This is a genomic window from Pseudoalteromonas phenolica, assembly GCF_044788725.1.
Lineage (GTDB): Bacteria > Pseudomonadota > Gammaproteobacteria > Enterobacterales > Alteromonadaceae > Pseudoalteromonas > Pseudoalteromonas phenolica_C.
This window is the reverse complement of record NZ_CP173162.1, coordinates 750,005-770,008: the sequence shown is the minus strand read 5'-3', so window position 1 is coordinate 770,008 and position 20,004 is coordinate 750,005. Positions and strand designations below refer to the sequence as shown.

The following is a 20,004-nucleotide window of genomic DNA, read 5'->3' as shown; positions in this document are numbered from 1 at the left end:
ATTTGAGTTTCTATGTATTACAGTGCACTGGCTAATTCGACCAAGTTAACAAATTCACCGCGATAGTTAAACGGATCATCCCCTCTATTTGCTCGCGCAATACTGGCAATATCTTGATAGTTCATGTCACCAAGGTACTGACTTTGTTTTAGCTTTTGAGCAAATGCGGCCACCGAGGTTGCAAATTTAAAGTCGGAGCTGGCGCTATTAAAGTCGGGTAACACCTGCTGTTTACTGACCACTTGGCTGATCAGTTTACTCTCGGTGTCGCCCGGTAATTTATAACGAATTTTCACCTGTAGAAGTTCATCACTGGTACTGACCATTTTCTTTTGCTGATAACGCAGTTCATCCACTTGCCCTTTATTACCAGCTAAAGTCACTTCGTACAATGCAGTTACGGTATGGCCGACCCCAATTTCACCCGCATCGACTTTATCGTTATTAAAGTCTTCGTGTTTTAATAAACGGTTTTGATAACCGATCAGACGATATTCTTTAACCTCAGCGGGGTTAAACTCGAGCTGAATTTTTACGTCGTTGGCGATACTTTGCAGTGTGCCACTCATTTGTCTTAACAAGACTTTTTGTGCTTCATGCAGGGTATCAATATAAGCGTGATTACCATCACCTATGTTGGCTAATTGCTCCATCATGGCGTCGTTGTAATTGCCTCGTCCAAAGCCCAGTGTAGTTAACGAAATACCTTGCTTACGCTGCTCTGCGATCAAGTCTTTTAACGCATCGATACTTGTGGTGCCAACATTAAAGTCACCATCAGTGGCCAGAATGACTCGATTCACTCCGCCCTTTATAAAGGCCTTTTTCGCTTCTTGATAAGCCATTTTGATACCACTTTCACCATGCGTGCCACCGCCTGCTTTGAGTTCTTTTAAGGCATTTATGATGATTTGCTTTTCTTTGCCTTTAGTAGGGCTTAACACCACCTGCACATTACCGGCGTAAGTCACTAAACTCACGGTATCACGGGCTGATAACTGCTTTACCATCATGGTTAGGCTTTGCACCAATAAAGGCAGTTTATTTTTGTCGTGCATCGACCCCGACACATCGACCAAAAACACCAGATTCGATGGCTTTCTTTCACTTGCAGGTAAGTCATAACCTTGCAAGCCGATACGCAAAATATGGCGTTCATCATTCCAAGGGGCTGGGGCCAACTCTGTAAAAGTTGCAAACGGCTGCGATTTGTCTTCTGGCACGCTGTAGTTGTAGTCAAAGTAATTAATAAAGGCTTCTTCACGCACAGCATCGGTCGGTGGCATCTGCCCCATATTTAAATAGCTGCGAATATTGGCGTAACTGCCCGTGTCTACATCCACCGAAAAGGTCGATAATGGCGTTGTTGCGGCCTGAAATACCCCATTGCTGTCGCTCGGCAGGTAATTATCGCGATCCTCAGGATGAGCAAAAAACTCAGGGGCTGGCGGTGCAATTCTTTTTCGCATTGCAGGTGCGGCCATTAAAGGCTGTGGTTGACTAATCTGCATATACTCAACCGCAGTGCCCATTGCTGAGCCATCAGCTTGCACCTTTGCAACACGACTGCCCGTCACCGTAATTTTTTCTACAGCTTCTTGAGCTGATTTACGTTCTTGTTGTGCTTTTTCTTGGTTCTTTTGCGCCGTTTGTTCACTCTTGCTGTCTTGGTTCGAGCAGCCAGTAATAAACAAAGAGCTAAACAAAGCGCCAAGGGTTAATGCAATTAAGGTTTTGTTGGTTTTCATATTCGGTCTCTTTTTATAGAAGGTTTACTGCTATAAACGGACGACTATGAATTAGGGGGTGAATTATTTTTAAAGTTTTTTCACCCCAGCCATTTCTATTTTGATTAAACCTATAAAAACAGGGCTTTAACTTGCTCTACAAACCATCTATTGGCTTGGTTACTGGCTTTTAATGGATGCCAATATAGCTGTAAATGATAGTCAGGTACCGTGATTGGTGGTGGTAATCGTGTTAGCTTTTGACCTTGCTGTACTTGTTTGGCAACTTGAGTCGGCAAAGTTAATAAATACTCGCTGCCAGCCACTAGGTGCGGCGCTACAAGTACACTGGTTTGCTGACACGCAACATGACGCGTATGACCTAAATTCGCTAATACTTGGTCGACAATACCTTGTGACTCTCCCCACGGTGCGATGCGTATGTGCTGCTCTTGTAAAAATTGCTCTAGAGACAGCGCATTTTTTATTCTCGGGTGCGCTTTACACACTAAGGTACTGTAACTGTCGCTGAACCAAGCAAGCTGCTCAACACCTGCTTGCGGATGTTCATCATGCTGAAAGCCTAATACGAAATCTAAGTTTCGCTGCTCCAACTGTTCTTTAATTGGTAAAGGGCTGGCTGGCAAGATCTCAATCTGAATATGCGGCGCTTGTTTGGCAAAGTGCCGAGTTAATTTAGGCAAAAAACAAAACTCAGTGTAATCGGTCGCGGCGATACGGAATGTTTTCTCACTGTGGCTTGCGTCGAACCCGCTTGCTTGACCTAGTCCGAGTTCTAGTAACGGCAAGGCTTGTTTTACATACAGGGCTAATTGCTCTGCTCTTTCAGTCGCCTGCATTTGATTATTCACTCGAATAAATAAAGGGTCGTCTAGGCGTTTTCGGAGCCTAGCTAAGCCGTGACTAAACGCAGACTGACTTAAATATAACGACTCAGCGGCCTTTGAGACCGACCGATATTGATAAAGCTTATCGAACAGCAGTAATAAATTGAGGTCAAACTGTTTGAGATCCATAAACCTGCACCATATTCATTTAGCTATGAACATTATGCACTGGTTTCATTTTTTTGTTCGGTTAATATATTTAAAAAAGTAAATACCGAGCGAATACGCTCTAAGAGGAAGCGCTATGTCACAACTTACCATTCGACCAGCAGAAGTCACCGACATCGACACTATTTTATATTTCATTAAAGAGCTTGCCATTTATGAAAAAGCAGAGCATGAAGTGTTAGCTACACCAGAAACCATTAAGTCGAGCATGTTCGCAGAGCACAGTGGTGTGCATGGTTTAATTTGTGAGTTAGACGGTGAAGCCATTGGTTTCTCAGTGTATTTCTATAACTACTCTACTTGGCTAGCAAAGCCTGGGCTTTATCTTGAAGATTTATACGTGTCGCCAGAGCATAGAGGTAAAGGTGCTGGTATTGCACTACTCAAACGTTTAGCACAAATCGCCGTTGAAAAAGGCTGTGGCCGATTTGAATGGAGCTGTTTAGATTGGAATACGCCATCACGCGAGTTCTACGAATCATTAGGCGCAGAGCCACAACATGAGTGGATTGGTTATCGCATGAGCGGTGAAACGCTGGTGAACTTTGCAGAGAAGTAACAAACATTGCGCGGCATAAAGCCGCGCCTACAGGTTGAGATTGAATATGTTGCAGCTTTGTAGGTGTAATTTTATTTCGCGCAGATTGGAGTTTGGCTCGTAACCTCAAAACATGGACCCTGAAATAAATTCAGGGTGACAGGGATCGGGTATGTTTTTGAAAAGCGCGGCATAAAGCCGAGCCTACAGGTTGGGTTTGAGTAGATTGCAGCTTTGTGGGTGTGATTTTATATCGTGCAAAATAGATAAACTGGATGGCTTAAATTTGTCGCGCTAAAGCACGACCTACACGACTATAGATCGCTGTTTAAAACCGCCGCTACCAATTAAGTTACACGTAACAGCGGTTAAACTTGCTCATTTCACCTTGCGCAAAAGTAATCTCGCGGAGCGAGATGTATTTTGCACCTAGAACCCAAACGGGATGTTGAACGCGAAGAACGCGATTAATAACCCTGTCCAGCACACTAAGAACGTCAGTGAATATGGGATCATCATGGTGATCACATCACCGAAGCTCAGGTTTTTATTGTACTTACGCATAAACGCTAAAATAACGCCCGCGTATGTCATCATCGGAGTAATGATGTTCGTTGAAGAATCGGCTACTCGGTATGCTGCTGAGACTAAATCAGGCGTCATCGCTGGGTTTACTGCATATAGCATAGGCACGAAAATTGGGCCCAGTAGCATCCACTTTGATGTTAGGCCACCAACGAACAAGTTGATTAGTGCGGTTGTAAAAATAAAACCGATAATAAGCAGAATTGGGGAGTCTTGTAGACCCATAGCAGACAAACCACTTGCGCCTAAATAAGTGATGTATGTACCTAAGCCTGAGTAACCCAAAATACCTAAGAAGTTATAACAGAAGAAGGTAAGCACTAAGATGTAACCCATGGTATTCATTTGCGCGACCATGGCTTTGACTACGTCCATCAGGCTTTTAAATTTACCTGTTGCGACACCAAAAGCAGCACCTACTGAGGTAAAAATAAAGGTGATCAATAAAATTACATTATTTAGGTAAGGCGTCACGGTTTTACCGGCTTCATTTTCGTATGGAGCTAGCGGTCCTAGCGCCAACAAAACTACTACACCAATTGAAGCAAGCAAACCCCAGAATGCGGCGCGAAGACCTTTTTTCTCGTCTTCGGTCACTGAGAAATCAGACAAGTCCATACCTTCAGGCAGATCATAAGGCATGTCTTTAAACTTAGGTTCGATGAACTTTTTGGTTACCCAAGCACCTAAACCCACCAGCATAAAGGTCGAGACAAAAATAAAGTAGTAATGCATGGTTGCTGGTGTTAGCGCACTGCCATCTGCAGCTTGGAAAGGAATGCCTTGAGATTCAGCAAAAATTTGTGCATTCAAACCAATGATCACATCCACTGGCGTGGCTGGGATTAAGTTGGCACTGAACCCTGCTGATACACCGGCAAATGCAGCCGCCATACCTATCATCGGGTTTTTACCAAGGCCGGCATACAAGAGACCAGCCAAAGGAATAAGAATAAGGTAGCCCGCATCGGTTGCGATTGAGCTCATGATCCCTAAAAAGATAAGCGCTGGCGCTAAGAACTTCTCGTTTAAACGTGTACCAATTTTCTTGATAAGGGCATTGAATAAGCCAGAGCTTTCAGCCACCCCTACACCTAGCATCACGATTAAGATAACCCCTAATACGCCGCCACCAAAACCGAGCCAGTTATTCAGCAGGGCATTATCAAATACCCAACGAACATGTTCGGCTTCGGTCATGTTTTTGATGGTATGGGTTATTGCGCTGCCATCGGCGCTTTGCGTTTCGAACGTTAAGCCGCCTATTAATGCGGTTAAGGCAAATACGAATACCAAGAACCACATAAAAATAATGATGGGATCGGGTATTTTTTTACCTGCCTTTTCAATAAATGCGATGACACCACCGCTGCTCGGCTGAGCTAGTTCACTTGTCGACACCTTGTTGCTTCCTATTTTGTTATTTTAATTATGCTCTTGAATCCAGTTAGAGCAGTAATAGCGCCAATAGTTTAATGATTTATTCACAAACTAGAAACAAACAGGATGAAACCACATTAAATTGAGATGATATAACAATAGTGAAATACATTTGATAATTAATGCACTATATTAACAAGCTAAGGTGAGGTAATTAAGAGAATAAATAAGGAGTTAGATAATCTGTAAGCGGTTTTGTGGAAAATGTGAGCCTAAAGGCTCACATCTAATTTCATTTCAACTAGAGAAGGCTTAAAGCCTAATTTTTGGTATGCATTAATCGCAGCTTGATTTTCGGCATACACATCAAGATAAAACACATCGATACCCTGTGCTTTGCCCCAGCCAATCAAGGCATCCATAACTAACCTGTTTAAGCCCCGTCCTCGATATTCTGACGCCACATACATAAATCCCAAATATCCATGTTTTTCATGAGAAAGAGATTGCTTACTAGGCCTTATTTGAATATAACCTGTTGCAATAATTTGGTCTTTCTCTTCTAGTATTAATAACTGACTATTGATTTCGTTAATGAGCGCAGGAATATCGTAATAGGTCGCTTTTTTGGCTTTTATATGTTGGTTAAAAGGCCTTTCTGCTTCTACGACTGCTTGTTCAAATTGCAATAAATCGTTTAAATCATCCTGAGTTGCGATTCTTAAGTGCATGTATTTACTTCTTTTATTATTGATATTAGTTTATTCAAATTGTTCTAAAAAAACGTTGTACTGACTATAATCTCCAATATTGTCAGTCACCCAATCCTGATTGTGATAGGTATTTAGGTATCTCTCGCCACTGTCGCACAATAAAGTAACAATGGCACCGCTTTGACCTTGCTGCTGCATCTCAAGCACCTTGTTCAACACCCCGAACATATTAGTGCCTGATGAAGGCCCCACACGCTTACCTAGTTTTTTACTAAGCCAATGCATGGTGGCAATACTGGCGGCATCTGGTACTTTTTGCATCTCATCTACGACTCCTACAATAAACGACGGTTCAACACGTGGCCTGCCAATGCCTTCGATACGACTGCCGTGATTAAGCGTAATGCTGTTGTCACGAGTTTGAAAATAGTCATAAAACACTGAGTGCTCTGGGTCTACCACCAACAAATTAGTATCGTATTTTTGAAAACGTAAATAACGGCCTAGCGTCGCTGATGTGCCGCCAGTGCCTGGGCTCATTACTATCCAACTTGGAATAGGATGAGGCTCGTCTTGCATTTGCTTAAAGATACTTTCAGCAATGTTGTTATTACCGCGCCAGTCTGTCGCACGCTCGGCATAAGTAAATTGATCCATATAATGACCGTTTAACTCATCGGCTAAACGCTGCGACTCGCTGTAAATTTGATCTGTTTGCTCAACTAAATGACAGCGACCACCATAAAACTCAATCTGTTTGATTTTTTCTTGCGCCGTAGATTTTGGCACCACGGCAATAAAATCAAGGCCAAGTAGTTTTGCGAAATAGGCTTCCGAAACGGCAGTGCTGCCTGATGAAGACTCAATGATAGGTGTGTTTTCAGTAATGTGGCCATTACATAAGGCATACAAGAATAGTGAACGCGCAAGACGGTGTTTTAAAGAACCTGTCGGGTGTGTACTTTCATCTTTTAAATAAATTAATACATCGGGATGAGACGCTAAATCTAAACGAATTAAATGTGTATCCGCAGAGCGAGTGTAATCTGCTTCAATGGTTTTAATTGCCCAATTTACCCAAGGTCTATGCATGAGAGTTGCCTTATTCAGTGCATTCATTGGGTACTAATATCACACAATAACAGTGCTTTAGCCAAGCACTGTTATTGTAAAAATCATTACAAAAATTTTCTACTGCTCTTCAAGTAAGGCTCTTGTAGGGGATTTTAACTGATTCAAAGACATTAAAATTCCAGTGATGGCAATAGCTGTAGCAATGAATAAAGCTTGTGTTAAAACTGCAATAAAATTTGCTTCATAAGGCATGGCTAACTCATATTTGTAAAAGCTGGCAATGGAGAAATAAACGCACATAGTCGCCACCAAAGCGGGTAATAAAGTGATGATCGTCCATTCATAAAGTATCAGTAGCTTTTGCTTTGTTTTATCAATACCAAATACAGTCAATAACCCATTGCGGGCTTTATCTTGCTTTTGATGCACCGAAATTGCAGCCGCTAAAAGTAAGTTTGTAAGAAGTGCAATGAATGCACTGTAGATCACCACTATCATGATTAAAAAGTTCATGTAAAAACGTATATCAGCCAGCATAGTATCTACCGACATCATCCTCATGCTTGGGTGTGCTTGCCAAACTTGGCCAAGGTTTGCCAGCGCTTCATCGCTCAGTTGTGCATCTCCCATATAAAATGTCTCAACGTCTTCAACCGCATCATTGCTATGCCTCACAAACCAAAACGTCGTATTACTGCCACCCGAAACAAAGTCGTGTTTAGCGGCAACAAGCAACTCCACAGACTGATCCCCCATGCGCATTTGCAATACATCACCCAATTTAAATTGCATGTCTTCAAACACTTCACTTTCGATAGAAACCGGCCACTGATTTGCTTTAAGAACTTGGTCACTTTTCCAGCTGCCTAATACAACTTCATTGTTGCTTGGCACTTGCGCTTGCCAGTGCAGACGAATGGGTCGCTCTAAACGCGCTGATGACTCACTGGGTTGCAGCCCAGTCTCGTTAAGCTTTACTTGATTGATATGCGTTAACTGCGCGTATTGAAAGGGGGCGATATGGTTAATTTTCCCTTGGTATTGAGTTAAAAACTGCGCTAAGGCATGTTGCTCAGTTTTAGTTACTTGGCTTATTACCACATTGCCTTGGTCTTTATAAGTAAGTTGCTCAAGTATATTGGTGACATCTTGCGTGATCCGCAGTGATAATAACAGTAAGGTCAAACTCAAGCCTAGGGCGATGATCTGCGCGCCTTTAACATAAATACGTTGCTGCATAAGATAAAGTGCAAAACCAAATAGCTGAGCGCGCTTTGATAGCCCCCACTTACCCAAGCCAAGTACACACCAAGTCAACAAAACTAAGCCAAATAGGCAAGCCGCCAGTGTGCCGACGACCATGACGGTTAAAGTCCAATTATCTGAGTACCATATAATTAGCGCAATAATAGCGACAACGGGCATCATAATAGCGAGCCATTGCTTACGTGCAGGTGCTTGATAGCTCATAAGTAAACGCTTAACTGGTGAAGTGAGCACCGAATACCAAGCAGGTAGAGTGAGCGCAATATACAGACTAAGCGCGATGACTATCACCTCTAACAGCGCCATCCACTGCCAATCAAGCGCAATCACAATGTGGTAATTTTCTAGCCACTGCACTGCAACATAAGTGGTCGCTGTTGCCAGTAAAACACTTGGCACTAAAGTAATAAGCGTCGTAAATAAACACCCAAAAATAACCAACCATTTACAGGCCTGCTTTGCTAAACCATTCGCCATACAAATTGCGCTAAAGGTTTGCAATGGTTTAATGACGTTTTGGTTGCTCAATGCCAAAATGATACTCGCCAAAATGACCAATAACACAGACACTAACCCCATAAACTTTTCGACTCGCTGCCAGCTTTTAGCTAAAGGATGATTACCCAAGGTTTGACTGATGAACGTCGCGCCATCAATGTCATCACTTTCTGAAACTAGGCTTTGTAATTGTGTTTCATCATGTGCCATTAAGTATCGATATGATTTGGCTTCAAGTGTATTGCCTTCTATTAGCTTTGCAAGGGAGGCTAAGTGCACCATGGCACGCATATCACTGTTATGACCCTCACTTAATCTGTCAGGCTCTGAGATTAAATAATGCGTGAATCTAAAGGTTTGCCCCGCAACGTTAATTTCATCATTGATCTTAAGTGACAAAGCTGCGGCTAAGCGTGACTCTAGCCAAATCTCATCTTGGCTTGGTCCTTTTGTATACTCTGTTGTAGTGAGTCCTTGTTCCTCACTCACACCAAGCGTGCCAAGTACTGGATAATTATCATCAACTGCTTTTAATCTGACTAATTGGGCCAAATGTTTATCTGCAACTTGATGAGTCAGCGTGACATTAAAGGTTTGGGTTTCGCTAAGCACATGACTGTGTTGGGTAAACGACGAACGCTGAGCTTGGTTTAAAGGTTGGAATGTTTGTACAACAGAGTCAGCACCCAGCAGTTGCTGCAAATTTTGTTTTAAATACCCTTGTACGCCATTACCAAGCAGTGTGGTGAAGCTTAAATAGAAGAATAAGATGAACAGCGTGAGTAACTGAACTAGATTGACGCGTGAGCGGGTTTGCTGCCAATGAAATTGCCAAGAGAGCGCCCATAACGACTTAATAGAATAGCCATTGCCTGACGCTGGCGCGCGTTTATCTATAAGATTTGAAAGTGTATTTACGAGCATAGCTGCAACCTCCCATGTTCTAGTTTATAAACTGTGTCGAGCTGTTCAGCTAAAGCTTGGTTATGGGTAATCAACACTAAGGTTGCGTTAGTCTCGCGACAGCATTGCAACATCAATTGACTAATATGCTCTGCGGTTTGCTCATCAAGATTCCCCGTTGGCTCATCGGCAAAAATAAGTGCAGGCTCAGAGACAAAAGCCCTCGCGATGGCAACGCGCTGTTGTTCCCCACCACTGAGCTTACTGACCGAAAAATCAGCACGCTCAGTAAGACCGACTTTAGACAACCAATTGCGCGCTTTTTCAAATGCCTGTTTATCGCCTTTTAATTTCAATGGCAGTGCCACATTATTCAATGCATCTAACTCAGGAATTAGATGGAATTGTTGGAACACAAAACCACTATGCTGATTGATATCGCCAGAATTAAGCACGACCTGCTGTTTTATAAAAGCCAATTCACCGCTTTGCAGCGGTTCAAGTCCTGCCAAAATGCTCAACAAAGTCGTTTTACCGCTACCGGATGCGCCTACTATGGCAACTTGTTCAGTTGCATTAATTTGCAAAGACGCGTCTTCAAGTAGTGCTAAGTTTAAGTCCTTATTAATAGGAATATGGTGTGTCAGGTTCGTTAAGTTGATTGCGATGCCCATGGTGAACTCCGTTTATTTTTATGTCTGGGCTTAGTGTTTATGATTGGATGTGAAAGGAATGTGAAGAAACATTTTCACACCTTTGCTTACAATTTTGATTAACAAGAATGCACCGATGACTTTTCATGTTCACTGTTTTAAATTAAGTTACCCAATCAGAAACAAGGACTTGAGTGTTTAAAGTATGTTTAAAAAAATAAAATCAAATAAGAAATCTTGGCTGTTAGGCTGTGCTTTACTTGCTGCGTTAGGGTTTTCAGGTTTTAAAGCCTATCAATATAACAAATACTATATGTCGGACTTTGAAGACCGCGTGATTGAGTCTCAGGTGCTCAATGAGTCTCGAAAAATATTTATCCGCCTGCCCGAAAATTATTCTGCTGATAAACAATACCCCCTCATTATTCGCTCTGACGGCAACTTTAACCTAGCCCGCTGGGACACTGTATTGGATGAGTTTGCCGAGGAAAAAACTTACCCCGAAGCTATTTTGGTGTCTATTCCTAATCAGTTTTGGACCAATACCCGCAACCGAGATTTAGTGCCCCCTTATGCGCGTCGCGATGTCAATATCGAACCTCGCCCTGCAAGCGATAACGACCCTGAGATATTTGGCAAAGCAGATTTATTCTTATCATTCATAGAGACCGAAGTACTGCCTTATATGCATAAGCATTATTCTCTCAGTGGCGAGCGTATTTTAAGTGGTTACTCTGCTGGAGGCAGTTTTGTGATTTATACCATGGTCACCAAACCTGACTTATTTAACGGTTACTTTGCTTTTAGCCCCGCTGCTTGGTATGACGATTCAGTAGTAGTTGAGCAATTTCGAAAAGACATTCAGCAATTAGCTGGAAAGCCTAAATTCTTTTATTTAAGCCTAGGGGCAGAAGAGCCTAGCATTATTACAGGATCATTTAATGGCTTAATTGAAGTATTAGATCAAGGTGCGCCTGAAAACCTCACTTGGCAATACAGCTTTAGCCAAGGTGCAGGACATGGCGAGAATCCTGTTATGTCAGTCCCCAAAGCGCTGTCTGCCTATCAGGCTTTTAGAACCACACATTTATAAGTCGTTTATTGAGTATATAGGAGCAAGTATGTACGCCGTCATTTTTAAAGCCATCGCCAATCAGCAAGATGCTGACTATTCCAAAATGGTCAAAGTAATGCGAGAACTCGCTTTTGAAAAGTACAACTGCCAAGACTTTTTAGCAGTGCAAGAGGGCGATAAAGAAGTCACGATTTCTCATACCAATTCTCTTAATTAAGCGAACTATTTTAAGGCAAGGAAAACTGGTCGATAACGAGGCGAAAATTTTGCGATTTAGTTGTTCTAAATAAGAAGTTTTCAACGAAGTTAGCGTCAGTTTTAGTCCCTTAAAATGATTGAGTATTATTGAGGATTGGTATTATAGGCTAAACGAAGATGACATAAAACGCTGGCACCAAGACAGCCAACATGCCGTTGCACAACAGTTAGGTCGTGATAAATGGTATAAATCTTATGTCGTCGAAGTTGTTGAGGTTAAAAGACGTTATAGCTTTGACTAAACTATAAACCTATTATCGAATGGGAATATCACTGAGCAAACAAGCTTTGTGGTATTTCCACCCTTGATGTAAATACACGCCTTTATCGACCAAGTAATCTGCTTGCGCTTGAGTCTCAACGCCTTCTGCTACAACATCAATCTTAAAGGTCTTTGCAAGCTCAATTAGGGCATCTAACATAGTCGCAAGTTGTGATTCAGTGCCTATGGCTGCCACATAACTTTGATCAATTTTGATAATATCTAGCGGTAAAGACTTTAAATATTGTAAGCCCGCATAGCCCGTCCCAAAGTCATCTATCGCCAATAAAATACCTTCGGCTTTAAAGTCTTGAATGGTTTGCATCACATGCTGATTATCAAACTCTAACAGCTCATTTTCGGTCAGCTCGAGTACCAGCACGGGAATAAGCTGATTTAATTCTAAAATAAGAGCTTTAAATTGCGCGTCTTTTAAATGCTCACCTGTGATATTGATATTCACCTTTTTAATTTTATGCTGTTGAGTGAGTACTTCCGCGTCTTGTATTAGTGTTTTTATGATTTCATAGGTCATTTCTTTAAGTAAGTTGTTGGCTTCAATGTCTGCCAAAAACAAGTTGGGGGTTAATATGCCCTCAATAGGATCTTTTAAGCGTACTAAGGTTTCTGCACCGATAAAGCCACGGGTTCTGGTATCCCAAATGAGCTGATAGAAATTAGTCACTTGGCCTTGTGAAATGGCATCTTTGAGCTGACTTTTACGGCTTTGGTAATATTTCTGATAGTTTTTAACTAATAAAAACAGCAGTAAAAATGTCACCCCATAAATGACTAAGCTAATAGTAGATGGCTGATAGACTTTTTTATAAAGCGCATCTTCATTGATGGCTAATAACAACGACAAGGATGACAAATTCTCAAGGGGAGATGCCACCAACACGTGCGACTTACCATCATCAAATAGGCTACTTTCGAACGTAATTGGCTTATTTATAGGAAACAATTGATTGTCTACTGGCAAGCTGTAATCCCCAACTTTAAAAATCGGCACTCCCGATTTTGAGTCAGCAATCACAATGTAGTTATAAGGTCTGTCTAAGTCATCTAAGTGGCGATTTAATATGGATTGCGGTAACAGTGCGTTTATCTCATAGCCATCGGTGCGGGTTTTCGCGATAACCAGTGCAGCCTCGCCAATAAAGCTAGTGTGAATTGGCCCAAAGAAACGTAACTCTGCAGAACGAGCCGGCTTTGGCCCCGCGGTTTTAAGAGGGGTATCGAGCTTGCTCCAACTGGTACAAATTAATTCGCCGTTTGGGTTCACTATACCCATTTCGGCAATGTTGGGAATTTTAAAGTGCGCACGGCGTAGTTCATATAAAGTTTGCTCAGTGCAAGCCGCGTCTAAGTCGTCGTACTCTGTAAAGAAGTGATTAAGTTGTTCGAGCTGTTGGTTTAAATCTCGTAATAACCAATTAAAGTCAGACTGTACTTGATTGAGCAAAGCTTGCTTTTTATTGGCTATTTCTCTTGGGTAAAGCATTGCGATGACGATCAGCATCCCTGCCAGCGCAATACTGAATGCTTTGAATTTATATCTGAATTTCGGCACTTTACCCAACCTGACTTTGCCGCCACCTCAGCAAGCTTATTGATAACTTGCTATAACTTTGAAGGCACTGACATTACTACAGATTTATTTCAGATATATTACGTTTAGGTACAGATACTCTCTATTAGAGGATCAAAGTCATGAAACACGAATGCGGGTCAACCTCATAATCACCAAATGGTCCGCAAAGTTCGAAGCCATTTTGGCTATACAATTTGCGAGCAGGGGCAAAGAAATCCATGGTGCCGGTTTCTAGACTCAAGCGTTTTACACCGTTGAGTTTGGCATACTTAATAACATGCTCAAGCAATTGACGACCCACTCCTGTGCCGCGGGCTTGGTTGCTGGTGCGCATTGATTTTATTTCACAGTGATAAGGTGATAAATATTTAATCGCGACACACCCAACGGCTTCATCACCGCACCATGCACTCCAAAATTTAATGGTCTCACTCTGCAGTGCATTAATATTTAGAGTATGCACACACTCCTCAGGCGAATTGGCATACATATCAATGATATGCTCTTTTAGAAGCTTTATAACTTGTCGCTCTTCAAGCCCGCCAATGCGGATCAAAGCAGGAGAATAATGAAGGGAATGAGATGCTCGGTAACATAATGCCGCAGTCATAATAAAGTCACTTTTATAAATTATCCAAAAATCTATAAGCAACTCTTAGACCAGATTTTTAACTATGATTTTATTAAAGAATTTACCCGATTCTTTATATTCTGCACCAAACTAGCTATTTTCAACGTCCAATTCAGTGCAAATATGTTCGTTAGACTAAAGTGCATTTCGCGTAACCGCAGCTTTATTAAACTTGACCTTTATTCATCTTTTTCATTTCCATATTTTATTCAATATTTGCGTCTATAGTCTCATAAAACGTGAACTAGGATGAACAGTGTGAAAGAACAGAAGCACTACCTGAGCCAGGGTGCATGGATACTCGTTTGCTCAATTATTTTTGGCTATGCTGCCGACTACGGCTTTAATCTAACCTTAAGTCAACATTTAGAAGCACACCAATATGGTGACTACAAAGTTGCTTATAGTTTAACGATGCTAGCCTCGGTACTCGTGTTACTTGGCGGGGACAGACTTGCACCTCGTATTCTGTCGAAACATATCGCTGATAATGATAATTCCGCCGTATCGAGTTATTTGGCATGTTATATAAAACGGGCATTTTCACTGTCTGTCGTGATCATTACTTTGGTTTGGTTTTTAAGCTACGTCTATGTGATCCATTTTGATGCTGATGGTCATCATGCCCTATCTCTGATGATAGTTGCCGTTCCCATTATTGCCCTTGGTGCGCTCTTAAGCCGAGTACTACAAAGCGCAAAACTACTGGCATTTTCTAATTTACCATGGCGTGTTGCACTGCCTCTGCTTAAGACCTTTGCCATACTTATCCTAGCGCAGTTTTATATTGATATGAGTGTCGAGCTTGTCATTATCGCGGGGATCATGATTGTTATTTCTATCGTGGTTTGGCAGATGTGGCTACTGGTCAAAAGAAAGATTGTTACACTCACCCCCATCGAATCAAACACGCCTGACAATGAATTGCTCAAGCTATCAATTCCTATGATGCTAGCCATGCTGGTGACGCTTTTGCTAAATCAAAGTGATTTACTCATGCTGGAATGGCTGTCGAACGAACATGGCGTAGGTCACTTTGCGGCAGCCAATACACTCGCGCATATTATTCCCGTTGCGCAAGTGACCATTGCCAGTTTATTTTTACCCCTCATCGGTAAATATTTAGATAAAGAACCCAGCACCGCAGAAAAGCTATTTAAGCAAGCAAAAACTATCACCTTAATCCTCACTGTGCTGGTGGCTTTATTGCTTTGGACTTTTTCGACTCAGCTTTTAACACTTTTTGGAAGCGACTACATAGATGCAAGCCCTGCCCTACTCATTCTCATTCCAAGTTATGGGATCTGTGCCCTTGCGGCATTAACCGCCACTTGGCTGCAATACACAGGACAAGGAAAGCAGGTGGTTCAGTACGGTGTTTTGGCCATTATTATCAATGTACTCGCGAATGGCTTTTTAATTCCTAGATTTGGCTTAACCGGTGCTGCAATGGCAACGGCAGTGTCTTTGTCGATTTGGAGTATTGCTGTTTTCTTACAATATAGTTTTAGTAAACAAAAGCAATTAGAAGCGGTTAGTGAGTAATTTGAATATTTATAGCCACAACGCGAAGGAGCTCTAAGAGCTCCTCGCATTAAAGTTTTATTTAACCTGAACTCAGGTTATTTTTATTGAATTACATCATCAAGTACTGACCAACGGGTTTCTTTTGACTGGGTTCCCTGCCCTAAAATCCAATAATTGTAGGCATTATCAATGCTCCCATTGGTTTGCTGAATGGCCAGCCATGCATCTACATAACTCAATAAATCAAGATTACGTTTTGCAACAGCAAAGCCAACCGGATACTTTTGCATACCGCCTTCAGGCACCACCACCCCATATTCAGGATAGAACATACTCCATGCAAACCCAGCTTCAGCACTAATAACTAAGCCATCAAATTGCTCAGGGGATTTAAAGTAATCTTGCAAGGTCGACAACTGTTTAAACTGAATTGAGCTGGTACGCTGGCTCACTTGCTTTAACAAAGGACCATATTCCATGTGCGCAAAATTTAAATCTCCCAGACTTCTGATCTGCTCAACATTTTTAAAACGCGCGAGTTCATAGTCCTTCGCTAAAATAGCCAATTGCAGTTCTAACACCTTTTGACTGAAACGCACTTTAGTTAAGTCGGCTACATTTATCTCCAATCCTGACATCGCAATATCGAAATAGCCTTTATTAAGGTATTCGCTCAATTGGTGCTTTTTGAATGGAATAAACTCTACTTCAACATCTAAGTCATTTGCTAACTTGTGCGCCAAGCTAATATCAAAGCCCACAAGTTCATTATTCTGATTGAAATAACTAAACGGCACGTTATCGACTACGTAGCCAATCCGCAGTAAGTTGCGTTTTTTAATGACGTCAATGTTAGTCAAAGATAACTCACCGCTTTGGTAGGCTTTTGGCACATGATTCAATACATGTGCTGGCACTTTATCAGACACTACCATGTTAGCTATGACTTCATTCGCTGCTTTGCTGCTCGCAGCCAGTTGAGTATTAAAAGTGAAACTGGCCAACATAAATGCAGGTAATAACACCGCTGGTAACATGACATAATAAGCCGCTCTTAAACGCTTAAAATGCAGCTGCTTTCGGCAGTAAAAAATGCTCAATAGTACAAAGGCGAAGATATATACCACAGTGGTTGGCGAGACAACTTTGGCACTCAATACCGACATAGATAGATAAAGCTGGTAGCTGTCGGCTGGAATGCGCAGCGTATCAAGCATAAATGGAATGGCAATGTGTACATTGGCAAAATAACTGAGCATGGCCGATAAGGTCACATTGGGAATATCGGTAAGACTCACTGGGTTGCCCGTTAACCAAGCCGCGAACATCACAAACATTAAGGTGGTTAGTTTACCAAGACTTGGGAATGTATAAGCAATCGGCACCAAGACTTCGGCAATATGATCGGCTTGCTCGTCGGCGCGACCTATTTTACGTAAATGCGCCTTAATACCCTCAGTGATCACTGGTAAAACAATAAACACATTACCGGTACTGAACGCTGTGATCCACGCATTGCGCATCACATAAATAAGATCTCGATATTTAACGGGGGTTGCAGCCGCCACCAGCATGGGCATGAGTACCAGCATCAAATACAAGCCCAAACATAACACCAACACCCAGTAGACTTGCAAGTTATGAAGCTGCTCTACACTGAGCGTGCCCGCCGTGCTGGCTGTCATGGCAAAAATACCAATTGGGAAAATCGCAATGACCTTTTTAGAGATCACCGTTAAGCCTTGCCCAACGACTTCTAAAAAGTCGAGTACTTGCCCTTTGCGCTTATTAGCAATCAATGACATACCGAGTGCAATACAAAATATCACAATGGCTGGCACGTTACCTTCGGCCAAAGAGGCAAATGGATTATCGGGAATATATTGCTCAACAAAGTCGATTGACCCTGCCGGAGATATCAGTGCAGGAGAGAAAAACGTGCCCGCATCATGCTGGGGAAGTGTGAACGCAAAACACCAAATTGCAGCCAAGCCTAACACCCATAGCATAACCATGACTGTGGCGGCTTTAACTAAAATGCTGCGTACTTGCTCGGGGTTAAACTTACCTAAACCAACAATTAAACTGACCACAATATAAGGGAAAATCGTGATTTGCATCAGCTTAACAAACCCAGTACCTATGGGTTGTAAAAATGCCACCCGCTCACCAAAAATAAGCCCTGTTGCCACACCTAGTAATAGTGCCCACAGCATCCAATTTCGGTTACCTAAAAAAGCCCAAAAGGTTTTCACAATATCACTCGCCGCCTATTATATTATTTAACCTGAACTATGGATAATAAATCTATCTCCAGCGGCTACTTTCAACGCTAACTGCGTTGAATTTACTTGCAATAGGCCAGCTATTGACGCGTAAATTCGCCTTGTTATCCCTAAAAGTTTCCGGCTACAGAATTGAAAAAGCACTTATCAATTTAATCTCAATACTTTAGTAAATCTCTTAACCAAAGCTCAGGTTATTTAAATTTAGAAAAAGAGCGGGATTATAGGAAATTTAACTGACTTAAGAATGAATACCAGACTTTATTTACGACAAAAAACCGAGCTCATTGGCTCGGTCTGTGTTTTTGATAAGTTGGTTTATTGATCAAATATGAAATTAAGTGCTTAATCGCCAAAATCACCCGCGTGACCAGGGAACACCACAGGGCTTTCAAACCCATCTTTACTGACACTGGCGACACCAAAGAAATAGTTATCTATCACCACATTTTTCAGCGTGTAACTATCAACTTTGCCAACGAACTTGCTGTATTGCCATTGCGGTGCATCAGTCAATCGCCAATAAATTTTATACCCTGCTAGCTGTGGGTTTTCTTTGTCATCAGCTTGTTGCCACGACAGTGTAGTATCGGGTGAAACAGCACCTTTTATGCTGACTTTTGCTGGTGGCGTCGGTGCCCAAGCCATGCCAGCAAGTGAGACGGCGTTGAGCGCAGTTAATTTAGCCGCATAATCGAAGTTGACGCCATCTATGGTGTCACCATAGACAATACCGTTTTCAGTGCGTAAATCTTGATGTTGTCGGTTGTAGTTTTCGTTGGTTTCCATGATGCGCACACCCGGAAAGCCTAAATCGTTAAACGGACGATGATGTCCGCCACGGCGAAACCTATCTAAACGATACACCACCATGGTATCTAGGTTCGGAATGTAGCGGTCAGCCATCCAGTCTATGTAACGAGCCAGATTACGGCTTGGCGAGTCAACTTCGCCTCCACGAAAACGGCGATTGCGAATATCTTCTTCGCTTTCTGTTTGTCGCGTGCCTTCGGCAAATATGCGCGCAGTGGTGTTATTGATCACCCCATTCACGCCTTCAATGTTGCCGATCATGTCATTATTCAGCACTGCTTTTAATCGCCAGCCATCAGCCTTTGCTTGCTTGGCCATGATCTTGCCACCGAACAAGCCTTGCTCTTCACCCGCGAGCGCCGCATAGACAATACTGCCATTAAACTTGTACTTACTCAGTACACGCGCGGCTTCTAGCGTGCCAGCCAAACCCGATGCATTATCGTTTGCACCCGGTGCATCATCGGTGAAGTTCATCACGTCTGTAATGCGAGAATCTATGTCACCCGACATCATCACATAGCGATTGGGATCTGTTTGCCCACGCTGTATGGCAATCACACTCACGACTTCAGTTGGGTTAGGTATACGCTTTTCACCGCTTATAACTTCAGACTGATAATACACTTCTAAGCAGCCACCACAGGCTTTTGAAATAGCTTCAAACTCCGCCTTTATCCAACGCCTTGCTGCACCAATACCTCGTGTATCTGAGTCCGTTTCTGACAGCGTATGGCGTGTGCCAAAACTAACGAGCTTTTTTATGTCTTTTTCAATATTCGCCGCCGATATGGCTTGATTGATATCATGAAGTTTTTGTTGGTCGATGTAATCTAGTTGATTTGCCCCTTTGGCACTCAGTGCAAACACACCAAGTAAAGATGACAAAGCAATTGATGTTAACGTTTTCATAGCTGACCTTGTTTATCGCAGACGCTTATTATTCTTAACCTTTAACTTATGCCCTTCATATTCATCCCACAAGCAAAGCTGTCTTACAATACGGTTATTTCATCTCGAATGTTTACATAAAAGAAACAAACTCAATTTTTTACACATTTCTGCTTTACCAAAAACCAGTAACAAATCATTATTTAAAAAATTTTTCACCGACAATAGTTGCAAGCAACACGATTTAGGTGCAAA

Annotated in this window: 16 protein-coding genes; 5 read left to right on the top strand and 11 right to left on the bottom strand. The window is 42.1% G+C overall.

Annotated features, from left to right (window positions below):
- Positions 1 to 17: 17 nt before the first annotated feature.
- The gene (locus ACH784_RS20865; RefSeq protein ID WP_404395680.1) at positions 18 to 1,748 is read right to left on the bottom strand and encodes a von Willebrand factor type A domain-containing protein; all 1,731 of its coding nucleotides are present in this window, start codon (positions 1,746 to 1,748) and stop codon (positions 18 to 20) included.
- Between the two features lie 110 nt (positions 1,749 to 1,858).
- The gene (locus tag ACH784_RS20860) at positions 1,859 to 2,764 is read right to left on the bottom strand and encodes a LysR substrate-binding domain-containing protein (protein WP_404395678.1); all 906 of its coding nucleotides are present in this window, start codon (positions 2,762 to 2,764) and stop codon (positions 1,859 to 1,861) included.
- Positions 2,765 to 2,879: 115 nt separating this feature from the next.
- Between ACH784_RS20860 and ACH784_RS20855 the strand changes: the two genes are divergently transcribed.
- A complete protein-coding gene (locus ACH784_RS20855) occupies positions 2,880 to 3,362 on the top strand; it encodes a GNAT family N-acetyltransferase (RefSeq protein WP_138566718.1) in 483 nt (160 codons plus the stop codon).
- 408 nt (positions 3,363 to 3,770) lie between these two features.
- Here ACH784_RS20855 and ACH784_RS20850 read toward each other — a convergent pair whose 3' ends face one another.
- The 5 genes from ACH784_RS20850 to ACH784_RS20830 all read right to left on the bottom strand — a co-directional run bounded on the left by ACH784_RS20850 (position 3,771) and on the right by ACH784_RS20830 (position 10,434).
- Entirely contained in the window at positions 3,771 to 5,327 is a 1,557-nt protein-coding gene (locus ACH784_RS20850) for an AbgT family transporter (protein WP_404395676.1), read from the bottom strand.
- 251 nt (positions 5,328 to 5,578) lie between these two features.
- A complete protein-coding gene (locus tag ACH784_RS20845) occupies positions 5,579 to 6,037 on the bottom strand; it encodes a GNAT family N-acetyltransferase (RefSeq protein WP_404395674.1) in 459 nt (152 codons plus the stop codon).
- 30 nt (positions 6,038 to 6,067) lie between these two features.
- Complete coding sequence (locus ACH784_RS20840; RefSeq protein ID WP_404395673.1) at positions 6,068 to 7,111, bottom strand: PLP-dependent cysteine synthase family protein; 1,044 nt, start codon at positions 7,109 to 7,111, stop codon at positions 6,068 to 6,070.
- 99 nt (positions 7,112 to 7,210) lie between these two features.
- Positions 7,211 to 9,781, bottom strand: a complete 2,571-nt coding sequence (locus ACH784_RS20835; protein WP_404395672.1) for an ABC transporter permease — start codon at positions 9,779 to 9,781, stop codon at positions 7,211 to 7,213.
- On the bottom strand, positions 9,772 to 10,434 hold the full coding sequence (locus ACH784_RS20830) for an ABC transporter ATP-binding protein (RefSeq protein ID WP_404395671.1): 663 nt from the start codon (positions 10,432 to 10,434) through the stop codon (positions 9,772 to 9,774). Before ACH784_RS20830 ends, ACH784_RS20835 begins: the two co-directional genes overlap by 10 nt.
- A gap of 184 nt (positions 10,435 to 10,618) precedes the next feature.
- Between ACH784_RS20830 and ACH784_RS20825 the strand changes: the two genes are divergently transcribed.
- The 3 genes from ACH784_RS20825 to ACH784_RS20815 all read left to right on the top strand — a co-directional run bounded on the left by ACH784_RS20825 (position 10,619) and on the right by ACH784_RS20815 (position 11,988).
- Positions 10,619 to 11,506: an alpha/beta hydrolase gene (locus tag ACH784_RS20825; protein WP_404395669.1), complete on the top strand. Its 888-nt coding sequence runs from the start codon at positions 10,619 to 10,621 to the stop codon at positions 11,504 to 11,506.
- Positions 11,507 to 11,534: 28 nt separating this feature from the next.
- Positions 11,535 to 11,705, top strand: coding sequence for a hypothetical protein (locus ACH784_RS20820; protein ID WP_404395668.1), 171 nt, complete (start codon positions 11,535 to 11,537; stop codon positions 11,703 to 11,705).
- A 118-nt stretch (positions 11,706 to 11,823) separates the two neighbouring features.
- Positions 11,824 to 11,988 (top strand): hypothetical protein, encoded by a 165-nt coding sequence (locus ACH784_RS20815; protein WP_404395666.1) that lies wholly within the window; start codon positions 11,824 to 11,826, stop codon positions 11,986 to 11,988.
- Positions 11,989 to 12,000: 12 nt separating this feature from the next.
- Here ACH784_RS20815 and ACH784_RS20810 read toward each other — a convergent pair whose 3' ends face one another.
- Positions 12,001 to 13,581 (bottom strand): EAL domain-containing protein, encoded by a 1,581-nt coding sequence (locus ACH784_RS20810; protein WP_404395664.1) that lies wholly within the window; start codon positions 13,579 to 13,581, stop codon positions 12,001 to 12,003.
- A 124-nt stretch (positions 13,582 to 13,705) separates the two neighbouring features.
- Positions 13,706 to 14,212: a GNAT family N-acetyltransferase gene (locus ACH784_RS20805; RefSeq protein ID WP_404395662.1), complete on the bottom strand. Its 507-nt coding sequence runs from the start codon at positions 14,210 to 14,212 to the stop codon at positions 13,706 to 13,708.
- Positions 14,213 to 14,491: 279 nt separating this feature from the next.
- On the opposite strand from ACH784_RS20805, the gene ACH784_RS20800 reads away from it, so the two are divergent.
- The gene (locus tag ACH784_RS20800; protein WP_404395660.1) at positions 14,492 to 15,778 is read left to right on the top strand and encodes an oligosaccharide flippase family protein; all 1,287 of its coding nucleotides are present in this window, start codon (positions 14,492 to 14,494) and stop codon (positions 15,776 to 15,778) included.
- A gap of 83 nt (positions 15,779 to 15,861) precedes the next feature.
- Here ACH784_RS20800 and ACH784_RS20795 read toward each other — a convergent pair whose 3' ends face one another.
- Both ACH784_RS20795 and ACH784_RS20790 read right to left on the bottom strand, forming a co-directional pair.
- Positions 15,862 to 17,976, bottom strand: a complete 2,115-nt coding sequence (locus ACH784_RS20795; protein WP_404397006.1) for a cation:dicarboxylate symporter family transporter — start codon at positions 17,974 to 17,976, stop codon at positions 15,862 to 15,864.
- A gap of 414 nt (positions 17,977 to 18,390) precedes the next feature.
- Complete coding sequence (locus tag ACH784_RS20790) at positions 18,391 to 19,770, bottom strand: M28 family metallopeptidase (RefSeq protein WP_404395658.1); 1,380 nt, start codon at positions 19,768 to 19,770, stop codon at positions 18,391 to 18,393.
- Positions 19,771 to 20,004 lie beyond the last annotated feature (234 nt).